This window comes from Ruegeria lacuscaerulensis, assembly GCF_013031245.1.
GTDB lineage: Bacteria > Pseudomonadota > Alphaproteobacteria > Rhodobacterales > Rhodobacteraceae > Ruegeria > Ruegeria lacuscaerulensis_C.
Window position 1 is genome coordinate 85,971 of record NZ_WPZL01000015.1, and the last position, 13,072, is coordinate 99,042.

The following is a 13,072-nucleotide window of genomic DNA, read 5'->3' on the forward strand; positions in this document are numbered from 1 at the left end:
CGAACCCATTACTCGCAAATGTTCGCAATTGTCACCTGATGATTTCCAGACGACGCTCGATAGATGAAAGAAGGCGATATATGAACAATACGAGGTTCATAACATGCGTCCCTGATGCCCGGTAGACTCGGTTTCAGACACCGTCGTAACCTGTCTACAATCAATCGTACGCGCGGCGTTTGGTGTGTGATCCTGACAGTCTTCGTGTTGTTTTCTGGTACGCAACTTTCGGCTCAGGTAGCGCCTGCAAACCCCCAAATGGCTGGCAATGCCGACAGATTGGATTGTAACGAAGGTTACGAATACAAGGGTGGATCGTGCCAATAGGCAAATGTACCTGAAAACGCATTTTCGACAGGCCGTTCTTATAGTCAAGGCTGGGAGTGCAACCACGGATTCCAATGTACCGGGGATATTTGCGAGGAAGTGATTGTGCCGGAAAACGGGTTCGTTGAAACCCAATTTGCCATACAAGTAGCACATTGCAACTGGGGATTCCGTAAGGAAGGTCGGGATTGTGTTACAATAGATGTCCCCCTAACGGAACAGACATTCTATCGCTGGCGCAAGCAAAATGGCGGTATCCGTATAGCCGCCAGAGTCAGGCGTTACGGGCACGCAACCAGATACCCGCACCAGTTCACTATCCGGGCCAGGTTGCCGTCTGGTGCAGAAACCGAACTGTATTAGATCGTCAACGGCCACGGCGACTGGATGTTTTACGGCCACGTTGGACCAGATGGGCAGGCTTTTATGAATTGGAGGCTGCTCGACTTGAGAGCGTTCAGAGTAGCACTGATCCGACACCGAACAATTGGTGCGCGCCTGCACATGGGGGACAAGTGCAATGCCAATAGGACTTGCTTCAAGTGGTTCGATATTCGGTATTCCCGAATGAACCGCCATTAGTTGCGGCAAAGGGTTGAAGACACGAAGATACAGAATGGCACGTCTTTTGGAAGGCAGAAACCTGTTGAGATATTTTTCTCATTAATATCAATGCGATGTGTTACTGTGGTACGTCGCACATCTTTGACTCGATCTGGCGAAAATTCTGAATCCAATCAATAGGCCGCGTCACGCAACACTGACCCAAATGTCAAGCAATTCTGACCCAGACCGAACATTCGTCCAATCTGCGCGGAGGGGTATTGTGCGGGACGAAGCCGCCTTTTGCCAACGTGGCTATTGCTGATGCGGAAAACCTTTGCTCTTGCGGCGTGAAAAATATGGCATTGCAACGGATTTCCCTGAACCAGACATTCGTCGGTGCTGATCTCGACAGACTTCAAACCGCGCTTTCTCTGCCCCCAGATCCGACCGTCGTGACGCGCAACAAAGTGGCCATCCAACTGCAAAAAACAAGGACCGGAGGCAACCCCAATGCGGTCGTCGATGCAGTCATACGCGAATTACAGCGGGTGAGCGAAATGCCTAAGTTTTACCCTAATTCGAAACTATCCGTTTCGAATGAAAAAACTGATTTTGACTTGTTTGTTTGCCGTTGGTCTAACGGCCTGCGACAGCCAAACACCCCGAGAAAGAATGTTTGATGAGTTGAGGGCACAGCGCGATGTCGTCACACCTTTTCCAAAGCCGGGTTTCACATATGCCAGCTTCGACGCCGGCCACGGCTACCAGGTTGAGTACCTCAGCCCCGACGGACGTGCCTATCTGTGGTATCCAGGCAATCGGAAAACAGTAGTGGGTAAGTGGAAAATCCTGTTGGATGAAGTCTGCTATCGCTACGGATCAAACACCTTCAATCCACAAACACGACAGAGAGGCGGATCGTGGAACTGCGAGTATACCGGGATTCTGGGGTATCGCGTCACCGCCTTTCAGCAGGGCGATGTTTTTAACCTGAAGTCTGGAAACCTCCCCTACGTCAGGAAACGTTGCGAGTTGCCGAAGGGTTTGGAGCAAGTGAAAGAAGTGAGTTGCAAATGAAAATTGTATTCTACGTATTGGTAACGCTTGTGTTGAGCTACACATCAGCCACCGCATGCACAAACATGAACCGCTTACCTGTTTTCAACTACAAAAAGCATGCGAGCGGTGACCCTGATTTTGCGGGGCCGAGTTCAAAAAACGGGCGTTACATAGTTATTAGCCACTCAAGCGGAGTCTCCAAAATCAAAATCACTCCGAAGCGAGGAGCTAAAGCTCAGTACACACGAACTGGTACAGGTGAGCCCCTACCGGTGACGGTCAGTGTTTCTGAAGACCTGTGTGAGCAGGGTAGCAAACGACTGTTCACCAAAAAATTCCACGCGCGCCTGAAGGAAGGCTATTCAACACAATTCTACGCACCATTTTCCGCGTCACAAAACAAGGCCCAAGCAGTTGCTCTGGCGCAAACGGTTCTACAGGCAACGTACTGCCCCAAAAGTGAAATCAAACTCAATCCAAACCACAAATACGTGGACAAAACCGGCAGCACACCAGTCGTTAAAACTGCTGCACCTGTGCAGTTCTGGGAACCAAATAGCACGGTGCTAGACGATGAATGGATTATTAGGCTGACCTGCTCGGAATGGCGCAAGGTTCAATAGTCGCGACCAAAAGCCTCCACCAAACCGCATGCGGTAACCTTGATCTGTTCCGTCGATGAGCTTTTTGTTTTGGTGATGTTATGCTGCGACTACATCTATTATGATCAAGGTCCGCTGTTGGGCCGTCAGATAAAAGCGCATTTCTACGATTTGTGACTATCGCAGCCTCGGTCAATTTTGGGCTCAGATTCACGAACCGCCGCTCCATGCCGGAATGCCCGTTGTCTGTTGACGAACGGCACACGACTATTATGGCAATTTGAAAAACACGCGCATCTACCGATGTTTCTCCGGAAAGTGCTTAAACTTCGCCAAGGGTTGTTCTCAGAGAGCAATAGCATATCGGATCGCTGCAACACCGCAGGGCGGCTCCGAGCCCAAACTGACAAATGTTGCACACTGCGTGAAAGTCCGCCGTCAATGTTTCACGCCCCCGGCATACACCTGATTCTCGGGTCAGTTTTTCTTTCGAGTTAATCCGAAGTGATGGTCAACGAAAATGAACTTCTGATTGCTGGCCAACGCCTCATGACAGGCCGAGCACTGTTCGCGGGGCAGAAGTTTTGATGTGGTCTCGCTGGGCTCAGGATGGTGTCCGAAGTTGAAGTAGCCCAGATGGCCTGTTTCTGCGGGGAACCGTTGCACGTCTTTAACTAGCATGGCCAACCCGTGTCAAAGCAGCGTACGCAGGAAGAAGCCACGGAAGGTACAAGTTCATCCTTAGCCGTCCACCTTTGGGTGCGGAATTGAAAACGCTCCGTCGTTTTCAACGGCAAAGGCGGCACGAAGAATGGTACTTTCTTCGAAATACCTTCCAACCAACTGCAATCCTATTGGCAATCCTTCCGAGTGCATTGCACAGGGCATCGTCAGCGCAGGGTGGCCGGACATATTAAAGAAGGTGGTAAAGCGCGTGATGGCATTGCCAACAGCCTCTTCTACACCGTCGCGCGTTGTTTTCACGGTTCCCAGCTTTTGTGCAATTTCCGGCGTCGCCGGCGTCAATATCAGGTCGACCTCATCAAATAGCGCGTTGGTTTCTTGCCGATAAAGCTCCACGAAGCGCTTGGCCCGTATATAGTGTTCCGCCAGAAGCGTCTGACCCAGTGCCAACCCGGCGCGGAAATCCTGCCCATAAAGCTCCCCCCGGTCCTGCAAATAGGCCGAATGCGCACTCAGGGCTTCCGGCATCTGCACAGTGAGAGACACGGCGCGGCTATGTTCAAGATCCGGGAATGTCACGGGGATCAGAGAGGCTCCTTGCGCGATCACAAAGCTCTTAACCGCCTCCAACGCGACCAGGATTTCCGGATCGGTTCGCTCGTAGTAAAAATTGGTCGGGATGCCGATGCGCAGGCCCGAGATGTCACTGTCGAGCGCTGCGGCATAGTCTTCCACAGGAAGATTCTGCGAGCCTGGATCGCGAGGGTCATAACCTGCAATGATCCCGAGTAGATCAGCGCAATCCGCGACGTCTCGCGTCATGATACCCACATGATCCAGCGTCCAGCAATACGGCACCACACCCGTAGTTGGCACTCGGCCGATGGTCGGTTTCAAGCCCACCAGCCCGTTCAGCGCGGCTGGAGCGCGCACTGATCCGCCAGTGTCCGTACCAAGACTGGCGGGGACCAAGCCGAACGCTACCGCTGCCGCTGATCCGCTGGATGATCCTCCGGCCAGTCGGTTTGGGTCGTAGGCATTTACACACGTTCCATAGACCTCGTTCTCGCCGGTTGCGCCGTAAGCAAACTCATGCAGATTGGTTTTGCCCAGGCTTAGTGCATTGGCTTCTCGCATCCGGGCGATGGCAAAGGCGTCTTCAGTCGCGATCCGATCATGAAACACCCGCGATCCGGCCGACGTCAGAACCCCTTCCACATCGAACAGATCCTTGGAAGCGTAGGGAATGCCCGCAAAGGGCGACCGCTCTAGGTCGTCGATTGTGAGAGCCTCGGCAGCCTTTCGCGCGGCGTCGCCCGTCACGGTGATGAAGGCCTTGGAACGGTTGTTAAGCTGCGAAACCCGCTCAGCAAAAACATCGACCAATTCAGTTGGCGTGATTTTCCGGGCTGCGAGCCTGGCTTTCAGTCCACGGACTGTGTCAAAGGCAATTTCACTACTCATTGGACAATCGTTTCTGCACAGTCAGCGCCGGAGGGGTTGTGCCGAGGTCGATCTTGCGCAGGACTTCCAACTCATCCAGCAGATCCTGAAACCCGGTGATGATACCAAGCTGTGGGTCGACGAGCTCATTGATTTCGGCGTCGCTCCAGTCATGCGAGGCCATCTGGCTGCAGATACCGGTCAACGTCTCTTTCTTCAGTTTTTGCATGTCACCACTCGCGCAGATTCCCATCAATCCACCGGCGCGTATATAACGACGTGCCGGCTTGTACGTAACAGTTGCGGCAGTTCGGGCGTTTGGCAACGTGTTGCCAACGTTGGATCTGCCGTCTGAAGGCTCATTTGCTGAGCAGGATTTCGCGCGGGTAATTGGTGATGTAGTCAAAACCGGTTTCGGTCACGACCACCGAGTCACCGATCCGGCCCGCAGTGACACCATCAACTGAGATGCCACCATCGACGGCAAAGGTCATGCCCGGCTGCAGCACAGTCTTGTCACCTGCTTTCAGCTCAGGCGCTTCCAGATAAGCGACACCGATGGATCGGCCTGTACGGTAGCCGGTTTCATACCCACGTTCCTGATAGACTTCGTTGGCGGCTGCAGCGACGTCTTCGGCCAGAACACCCGGGCGAATCGCATGGATCGCGGCTTGCTGCGCGTCAATCGCGGCCTGCTGCACTTCGCGGTCCAGGTCTTTCACTTCACCGATGTGGAACATGCGGTCAAAGCCCAGTTTGTACTGTTTGAACTGCGCCATGTTGCAGAAGCAGAAATAAACGGGATCAAACTTTTCATAGGCTTTCACACCGGCGCGACCATGCACCATCGAGGTATTCTTGCCGCTTTGCACAATCTGCAGGTTATGGATCATCGGCGAGACGAAGCTGTCCCAACCCTTGTCGGTCAGGAAGGTTGCCGCTTTGCGCGAACCTGCATCTATCACCGCCAGCGCGCTCTCGTATTCCTGCACGCCTTCTTTCAAAGAGTTATGCGCAGCAAGCATCATCGCGCCAGCGATCTCTCCAGCCTGTTTCATCACCTCGATTTCGAAGGGCGACTTGATGGTCCGCATCGCGCCCAGCACCGGAGAGATATCCTTGAGCGGAACGCCGGGATAGGCGTCGTCCAAGTGGTTGCGAACAATCGCAGGGATCGAACCCTTTTCAACCCAGATCTCGGATGGGTTCTCGCCCAATGCACCGGCTAGCGCCCGGCCCCAAGTGCGTTGCCCGATATCTTCCCAGGTGCGTACGTCCTCTACCCATGTCATGGCGCCGACCATTTCCGACTCCATCAGCGGCGTGATGACGACAGGCGAGTCATCCGCGTCCACCACCAGCATAGTGGGGCGCCCGAACTCGATCCCCAGGTAGCCCCAGAATCCTGCCAGGTAGGCCATCGAGCTTTCGTCGGTAAACACGGCCTTTTGGATGCCTGCATCCTTCATGCGGCTCTGAAGCTCTATTGTTCTTTGTTTTGCGTGTTCAAGCATATGCCTTCATCCTTCAAGAAAAGCCAACGGCATGACACCAAAGCCGATGGCAGGGTTGATCCTCAGGCGTGTCCTGCAATTGTTGCGTGGACGACCATTCCGATTGTGAATTTCAACGCCGCCCGCCTTCCACGCGGGCGGCGTGTTCGCGCCTCAGTCGAGGAGACCCGGCAGGAAGAGAGCTACCGGCGGCACGAAAGTAACAACGAAGACCATCGGCAAGTGACCCAGCAGCAGGAACTTCAAGGTAGGGCCGACATAAGTTGACAGTGGTTGTCGGGTGACACCCCCGGCCATATAGAGCAGCGGTGCACAGGGCGGAGAGATGTTACCCAGACCCAGGTTGGTGCCGACGATGGCAGCGAAATGGATTGGATCCAAACCAATCTTCTGCGTTACCGGCAGCAGAATGATCGCAGACAGAACTCCACCCGATACGTCGTCGATTATCATGCCCATGATCAGCAACAGCAGGTTGATCAACAACAGGATGACAATCTTGTTCTCCGAAATAGTCAGCAACAGATCGGCGAACTGGGTCGGCACCTTGGCCAGCACCATGCCGCGGCTCATGACGAACAGGAAAAACAGCACCATCAGGATCGCACCAGTCAGACGCGCGGCTTCGACCGTCGAGTCGAACAGCTGGTCGAAGGGCAGCGTACGATAGATCAGCATTCCAACGGCCAGTGTGTAGACCAATGCCATCGACCCGGCCTCGGTCGGCGTGGCGATGCCGCTATAGATGCCGCCCAGAATGATCACCGGCATGATGATCGCAAGGCTGGCGCGCTTTCCGGTCCGACCAATATCTTTCACGGTGTCTTTGAAGGTCAGTTTTTCGTCGACTGTGATCGTCGTGTTGTTACGCAAAAACCAGAAATTCAGCGCGCAGTACGTGGCGGCCAACAAGATTCCCGGCCCCATGGTTGCCAGAAAACACTTGGCCACAGACTCGCGGATGGCAATCGCGAAGACAATCATTGGAATGCTGGGCGGGATCATCAGAGCCAGAACCGAAGAAACAGCAACAAGCGCAGTCGCATGGCCCGGGGGGTAACCTTCCTTGATCATGCGCGGGACCATGATCTTGCCGATGGCCGCAATCGCAGCCGAGGCAGAGCCCGAAATCGCCCCAAACAGCGCACAGGTCACAACCGTGACCGCGCCCAGACCACCCTTGGTGCGTCCTACGAAGGAATTGACGAAATCCAACAGCCGCTCGGATATCCCCGACGCGCCCATCAGGGTGCCCGACAAGATAAACAGCGGAATGGCAAGCAGCGAGAAGGCGCTGACTTGCGAATAGCCGAATCCGGCGTGAAACGAGATATCAGTGCCCTGCAAAGTGCCGTAGGCAAGCGCCCCGATGCCGAAGGCAAAGCCGACGGGCACCTCGATCAGCAGCAGAAAAATGACGATTGCGATTGCGACGAAGAACAGCGTCATGTCATTCTCCTCCTTTCCCGGTGATCAGGGCACGTGCTTCAAGGAAGATCTGCAACAGCATGTAGAATCCCATCAGCACGAAGCCGAAAACCATGCTGAGATCCCACATGTATTTTGGGAATTTCATGTAAGAGCTTTTGCGGTTCAGGTTGATGTTGAACTGCGCAAAGTCCCAAGCGTATTTGGCAAAGACAACCAGAGCAACCAGACAAACGACCGATCCGAACAAACGGAAGGCAAGCAATGCCTTTCGGTCCCGAACCACCAGCGACATCACACCACCTTCGATGTGGTCACGCTCGCGCGAGCAATAGGCCATACCGATGAAGTAGATCCACAAGGCCATCATCGGCGCCAGTTCTTCGATGCCAAGGAACGGAGAGGAAATGACATATCGCATGAAAACCTGCGCAGCCATGACGAGGCCAAGTGCAATCATGGCGACAAACATGATGACGCGCATCAGCCAAGCAACTTTGGCCTCAATCGAATACAGTCCGCCCAAGCCGCGATAGACAGGTTGGTCGCGATCCTCTGGCGCAGGCACCGGTATGATCGGCGACGGCACCAGGACATCGTCCAAGCTGTCTGTATGCAAAATGTCCTTTGTCATCTTCCCTCCCATCCCCAAATGGAAACACGCGCAAAACGGGCTTTGCGCGTGTTCGTGAGTGGCGTTATTCCACGCCGGCCGCCTGCTTGATGGCCCCCATCACTTCTGTGCCGATGATCTCCTCCATGTAGGGGTATTCAACGGCAACGACTTTTGCACGATAGGCATCCAGTTGCTCGGGGGTCAGTTCGATGATTTCGATCCCGGCCGCTTCGATCTGCTCGAACCATTTGGGACTTTCAGACTCGGCGTTTTCCCAAGCCCACGTGACGGCTTCGTTGGCAGCTTCTTTTACCCAGCCTTGCTGTTCTGCTGTCAGGCCATCAAACCATGCTTTGTTTGCGGTCCAGAAGGTGTGCTCGAAGTTCTCGCGTGTGAAAACGTAGGCGCTCAGCACGTCTTTGAACAACAGAACCTCGGATGGCGGCGAATAGGCCCGGCCGTCGATAGCGCCGGTCTGCAATGCTGTATGCACCTCAGAGAACGCCATCGGAACGGCGGAGAAGCCGGTCGCCTTGTAGCGCTCGATCGCCATAGGCATACCCGGAACGCGCATCTTGAATCCTTCGGCATCGGCCGGGAAGTTTACAGGGACGTCAACGCCCTTGCGCACAACGAAACCGGTGAAATCGGTCGGGATTGTGCCCAGCAGCTCCATGCCCAGATCGTTCATAATGCCGTTATAGACTTCGTTCATCGTCGAACCGGGACCGTAGACTTCCTTGCCCGACTCCCAGTCGTTGGCGACATAGCCCAGAACGGACACGTCCCACCGCGGATCAAGCTCGGAATGGTTCCACGACATGGTCATTTGAACAGCGCCTTGAGCGACCTGCTCGACGATCGACGTCCAGTCACCCAGATCACCGCCGGGGTGATACGAGACTGACATGGTTCCGCCAGACAGCTCGTCCAGCCGTTCGATGAACTTTTCGGATACTTTGTGGAAGATGTGCTCCTGATCCATGACGTGGCCCAGAATGATATCCTGAGCCGATACACTGGATGCGGCGAACCCGGCAAAGCCGAGCGCGACAGCACCAGTTTTCAGAAATTTTGACACCAGCATTTACGAAGGTACCTCCCTTTGATCGAAACTCGGCCTGTGCTTGAGGAGCTCCCAATCAGGCTGGCGGGATATTTGACCTGTATACAGCTTTATATCAAGAATGGATTTAACTGAGGAATTTGTGCATAAAACCGAAGAAGGTGCATGCAGGTTATGAAGATTGATCCGGGTTCCATGTTTGATGAAGGTCGTCACAAACGGGCGAAAATAGGATTCGTTCTGCTTGCGACCGAGCAGACAATCGAAGACGACATGATGGAATTGATGCCCGCCGGCGTAGGTGCACATTTCACCCGGGTGGCCATTCCAGACAGCATCACAGTTGACAGTCTGACCGCGGTCGGGGCCGACTTGGCGCGCGCTGCGTCGACCCTCTTGCCGGATGGAAGTCTGGATGTGATCAGCTATGCCTGCACGTCTGGCAGCTTGGTACTGGGCGAAGACACCGTATTTCGTGAGTTGAGCAAAGGTGCACCCAAAGCAATTGTAACCTCCTTGATTACCTCCGCCATTCGCGCCCTCGAAACACTTGCGGTAGAAAAGATCGCGGTGTGCACACCCTATTTGGAAGACGTGAATCTGAAAGAAAAACAATACCTTGAAAATCAAGGATTCCATGTCACGGAAATACGCGGCCTAAATCTGGAGAAGGATAGTGACATGATCCGCGTGCGCTTGGACGTGATCGAACAGTTGGCCCATTCGGTGAATTCCGCAGCAGCCGAAGCTGTGTTCATAAGCTGTGGTGCCTTGCGGTCAATCGAAGTCGTTGAACAGCTAGAAGACGCCCTGAACAAACCCGTAATTTGCTCTAATCAAGCCATGGCCTGGGATGTCTTGCGCAATGCGGGTGTTGATGACCAAATTGCTGGATACGGTCGGTTGTTGAGAAACTACTGATAGGCAGTCTAAGACAGCAAAGAGCACGCAGAGGGATCAGAATCGTGACTATTGCAGATTCAGGAATTGCGGCGCCCTCAAGGGCATCTGTAGATGAGATTCAAGAGCAAATCTTGGAGCGCATCTGCTTCGCGCACTACCCTCCGGGCACGCAACTGAAAGAGGCTGCGCTTGCCAATGAGTTCGGTGTCAGCAGAACCCCCGTCAGAGATGCCATTGCGCGCATCGGGCATCTTGGACTGGTAGAGACGCGCAATGGTGTCGGCACAGTTGTCATCGAGCTTTCAGCAGAACGTGTCCGCCACCTTTACGAAATGAGGATGGAACTTGCCCAGATGATCGGGACATTGTCACCGATCACTGTCACAGAGTATCACCGCGAAGAAGCTCGTTCGATTCACGAAAGCGCCGTCGAGCTACGAGAGCGACTGGACTCCCAGGAATATGTAAAACTGAACCAACGATTACAGACACTGATCACATCTCTGATCGGAAACCACTCCCTACGTGAGTTCTGGAATCAGGCATATTTCCAGTCGTCCAGCGTCTGGCATCGCATGGAACAGATTGTTGGTTTCGTTGCCTATGATGCATTGATTCAGGAAACCTCTGATTTGGCGAAAGCACTTGAGCGTGAAGACATCGCCGCAGTCGGTTTTTTGCAGAGGATCTACATAGGGTATGCCTTTCAACTGATTGAGAAACACCTGTTGAACCCACAAATATGAACGCGAATTTTGATCCGGTTGCTCAATGACTACTGGGGGTTTTCGTAGAAAGTCAGCAACAAAGGATTCTGCACATCACATTGTCTTGGCCGCCTAGTACAACCGCCTTCTGGTTAATTTTTGAACCTTTGGGATCAGGCGCAATTGCACTACCCAAGATCGAACCTTGGGTATGTAACGAATTGCGAACGTCGCGGTAGTGGACTTATGTTAAGCGATCTCTGGTTGAGTTGTTCCGTTATCTGCGGACCAAACAAACCATCACTTCAGTCCGCCAGTTAGCCGCCATTGATGCTGCGCGCAGAGAACGTCTGTTTCGAGCCCACTTCACCTAATGCTGCAACTTGAACGAACGCCAGCTTTGTGGAACAAAGCTGCCGTGCGGCCCATTCTACTTGGCGTCGTGGCCATGAGTATTTGGCAAAAGGTTTGAAAAGCGTGACTGAAAATAACGCTTTCGATATCATTTCCATAGGATTTAGTCAGAAGATTTTTCAATCTGAACCCGTGGTGGGCGCTGATATTTTCTGGATAACCAACCTTAGGTTATGGTGAATTTCTGGTGGGGAAGGGTCAATCTTGGCGGCATGTTCAAATGCTTTCTTAGCGCCTTCCAGGTCTCCTTGCTTGTACCGGGTATTGCCAAGACCATATGCCCATATCCAGTTGTCGGGCCAACGTAACCCTCCACTTAAATATGCCTTAGCTGCGGCCTGGGTGTGCCCCAGTTGTTCCAGCGCTGATGCGGCCCGAAGGATTTCCCACTGATTTTCTGTCGCTGGCAATTCGCCAGGAGGCAAAACAGCCATCGCCCAGTTATCCCCACGCTGCCATGTCCGCATGAACAGCCGAAGATCCATCGTCATTCGCTCGTGTTGACCTGAGTGAAGGGTGATTTCGTCACTGTTCAGGTCATACCCAACTACTACCGCATAGTGCCATCGAGGTGCCCATTTCAAGCCGAGGTTCTGAAAAATGATAACAGGGTTTCCCGCTGCAACTTCGTCGAGAACCTCCTCCAAAGTTGATAACCGAACAGCCAGCATTTCATGCCGACGGGCGGCCCCGACCATGTCGGCGAGATATGTCCCTTTCGCACCAGGAGTAAAGGATTGGGCCGCGACGTCGGTTTGAGTGACGTCTAGTCCCGCCCACTGAAAGACCATCGCCAGCGACGCGGGTCCGCAATGGAACTCGTTTTGTTTAATAAGTGGAACGTCCGTCACAACCGCGCGGGGCGGTGCGTCAACTTGCGACGGTACTTGCCTCTGCGCTTGCGTGCACGCAACCAGTACAACCGGAAGCAGGGCGAATAACCGAGCACGGAAACACAGATTGCGAAAACAGTTCAGCGACCAGCACAACGAGTAAAGGGGAACACTTTCGTCAAACACAAAAGATCCGTCACAAGCAAGATGATGAACACTGTTAGCAATGCGCCGACAATACCATTGCCTCCGGCGGTGTCGTGTTCCATTTGTTGCAAGACCGATGCAATTTCCTCATTCGACAGCGCATTGAGACGCGTTTCGGCTTCTTTGGGATCGACTCCTCTTGCGACAAGTTCGTCACGAATTTCTTGCCTATTGAGTTCACTCAACAAAAAGTCGCGGTCGGCATATGAAGCGTATTTTGAGATTACCTCATTGGTACTGAGCATCTCGGCCTGCGCCATCGTGCTTAATTGCGTCGCCAGCAGCATTTGCGCCGCTATAAATGTCATCAAGCTGCCCCGTACCATTCTTTGAAAGCCCATCCTTTGGCATCCTCCTTGTTTCGACGTCGTTCGAGCCAGCGCCGTAAGCAAGCACTTCAAGACCCATTGTTTAGTAGCGGTCAATTGAATGCAACCTTACAGAAAATTCTCTTGGAAATTGCAAGCGTTCAAGTATGGGATTTCGCGATGACGACACGCATGATTTAAGGATCCGCTCAGGACACGGACCGGCCATCTAAAGACTTCTATCAGGCATAAATCGGCTCATCGGTGTCCAGCGTCCGGTGTACGGGGGTGAGTTCAACGGGTCAGCGCAACACTTTAGTCTTTCTGGAAGGATGGAGTGTTGAGCATGAAGTATCGTCGGCGAACGTTTTATACGGACGAGCAGAAGTCGGAGATGTGGGACAGGTGGCAACGG

Annotated in this window: 13 protein-coding genes; 5 read left to right on the forward strand and 8 right to left on the reverse strand. The window is 53.4% G+C overall.

All coding sequences use genetic code 11. The features are described 5' to 3' along the window. Positions 1-1,151 precede the first annotated feature (1,151 nt). From GOX66_RS16490 to GOX66_RS16500, 3 genes are read left to right on the forward strand one after another with little or no spacing between them, the layout of a single operon-like run. On the forward strand, positions 1,152-1,553 hold the full coding sequence (locus GOX66_RS16490; RefSeq protein WP_170763835.1) for a hypothetical protein: 402 nt from the start codon (positions 1,152-1,154) through the stop codon (positions 1,551-1,553). Beyond that, the gene (locus GOX66_RS16495) at positions 1,546-1,950 is read left to right on the forward strand and encodes a hypothetical protein (RefSeq protein WP_170763836.1); all 405 of its coding nucleotides are present in this window, start codon (positions 1,546-1,548) and stop codon (positions 1,948-1,950) included. The genes GOX66_RS16490 and GOX66_RS16495 overlap by 8 nt, the downstream gene beginning before the upstream one ends. Continuing rightward, the gene (locus tag GOX66_RS16500) at positions 1,947-2,555 is read left to right on the forward strand and encodes a hypothetical protein (RefSeq protein ID WP_170763837.1); all 609 of its coding nucleotides are present in this window, start codon (positions 1,947-1,949) and stop codon (positions 2,553-2,555) included. The genes GOX66_RS16495 and GOX66_RS16500 overlap by 4 nt, the downstream gene beginning before the upstream one ends. 720 nt (positions 2,556-3,275) lie before the next feature. Here the strand turns inward: GOX66_RS16500 and GOX66_RS16505 are convergent. The 6 genes from GOX66_RS16505 to dctP all read right to left on the reverse strand — a co-directional run bounded on the left by GOX66_RS16505 (position 3,276) and on the right by dctP (position 9,306). Next, positions 3,276-4,682, reverse strand: a complete 1,407-nt coding sequence (locus GOX66_RS16505) for an amidase (protein WP_170763838.1) — start codon at positions 4,680-4,682, stop codon at positions 3,276-3,278. After that, a complete protein-coding gene (locus tag GOX66_RS16510; protein ID WP_170763839.1) occupies positions 4,675-4,890 on the reverse strand; it encodes a hypothetical protein in 216 nt (71 codons plus the stop codon). Before GOX66_RS16510 ends, GOX66_RS16505 begins: the two co-directional genes overlap by 8 nt. A gap of 130 nt (positions 4,891-5,020) precedes the next feature. Further along, complete coding sequence (locus GOX66_RS16515; protein WP_170763840.1) at positions 5,021-6,175, reverse strand: M24 family metallopeptidase; 1,155 nt, start codon at positions 6,173-6,175, stop codon at positions 5,021-5,023. Between the two features lie 153 nt (positions 6,176-6,328). Then, positions 6,329-7,624, reverse strand: coding sequence for a TRAP transporter large permease (locus GOX66_RS16520; protein ID WP_170763841.1), 1,296 nt, complete (start codon positions 7,622-7,624; stop codon positions 6,329-6,331). Between the two features lies 1 nt (position 7,625). Further along, positions 7,626-8,237, reverse strand: a complete 612-nt coding sequence (locus tag GOX66_RS16525) for a TRAP transporter small permease (protein ID WP_170763842.1) — start codon at positions 8,235-8,237, stop codon at positions 7,626-7,628. A 64-nt stretch (positions 8,238-8,301) separates the two neighbouring features. Further along, positions 8,302-9,306, reverse strand: coding sequence for a TRAP transporter substrate-binding protein DctP (gene dctP, locus GOX66_RS16530; protein ID WP_170763843.1), 1,005 nt, complete (start codon positions 9,304-9,306; stop codon positions 8,302-8,304). Between the two features lie 144 nt (positions 9,307-9,450). Between dctP and GOX66_RS16535 the strand changes: the two genes are divergently transcribed. Then, positions 9,451-10,206 (forward strand): maleate cis-trans isomerase family protein, encoded by a 756-nt coding sequence (locus tag GOX66_RS16535; protein ID WP_237212639.1) that lies wholly within the window; start codon positions 9,451-9,453, stop codon positions 10,204-10,206. Positions 10,207-10,250: 44 nt separating this feature from the next. Continuing rightward, positions 10,251-10,934: a GntR family transcriptional regulator gene (locus tag GOX66_RS16540; protein ID WP_336509493.1), complete on the forward strand. Its 684-nt coding sequence runs from the start codon at positions 10,251-10,253 to the stop codon at positions 10,932-10,934. 494 nt (positions 10,935-11,428) lie between these two features. On the opposite strand, the gene GOX66_RS16545 is transcribed toward GOX66_RS16540, so the two are convergent. Further along, positions 11,429-12,160, reverse strand: coding sequence for a PA2778 family cysteine peptidase (locus GOX66_RS16545; RefSeq protein ID WP_336509494.1), 732 nt, complete (start codon positions 12,158-12,160; stop codon positions 11,429-11,431). 122 nt (positions 12,161-12,282) lie between these two features. Further along, positions 12,283-12,657 carry a PA2779 family protein gene (locus GOX66_RS16550; protein ID WP_237212640.1) on the reverse strand — a complete coding sequence of 125 codons (375 nt, stop codon included), beginning with the start codon at positions 12,655-12,657 and terminating at the stop codon, positions 12,283-12,285. Positions 12,658-13,072: the final 415 nt, after the last annotated feature.

Coding starts and splice junctions, on each gene's coding strand:
- GOX66_RS16495 (WP_170763836.1), top strand. CDS start 1,546: ATGTTTGATGAGTTGAGGGCACAGCGCGATGTCGTCACACCTTTTCCA.
- GOX66_RS16500 (WP_170763837.1), top strand. CDS start 1,947: ATGAAAATTGTATTCTACGTATTGGTAACGCTTGTGTTGAGCTACACA.
- GOX66_RS16525 (WP_170763842.1), bottom strand. CDS start 8,237: ATGACAAAGGACATTTTGCATACAGACAGCTTGGACGATGTCCTGGTG.
- GOX66_RS16515 (WP_170763840.1), bottom strand. CDS start 6,175: ATGCTTGAACACGCAAAACAAAGAACAATAGAGCTTCAGAGCCGCATG.
- GOX66_RS16520 (WP_170763841.1), bottom strand. CDS start 7,624: ATGACGCTGTTCTTCGTCGCAATCGCAATCGTCATTTTTCTGCTGCTG.
- GOX66_RS16550 (WP_237212640.1), bottom strand. CDS start 12,657: ATGACATTTATAGCGGCGCAAATGCTGCTGGCGACGCAATTAAGCACG.
- GOX66_RS16535 (WP_237212639.1), top strand. CDS start 9,451: ATGCAGGTTATGAAGATTGATCCGGGTTCCATGTTTGATGAAGGTCGT.
- dctP (WP_170763843.1), bottom strand. CDS start 9,306: ATGCTGGTGTCAAAATTTCTGAAAACTGGTGCTGTCGCGCTCGGCTTT.
- GOX66_RS16510 (WP_170763839.1), bottom strand. CDS start 4,890: ATGCAAAAACTGAAGAAAGAGACGTTGACCGGTATCTGCAGCCAGATG.
- GOX66_RS16505 (WP_170763838.1), bottom strand. CDS start 4,682: ATGAGTAGTGAAATTGCCTTTGACACAGTCCGTGGACTGAAAGCCAGG.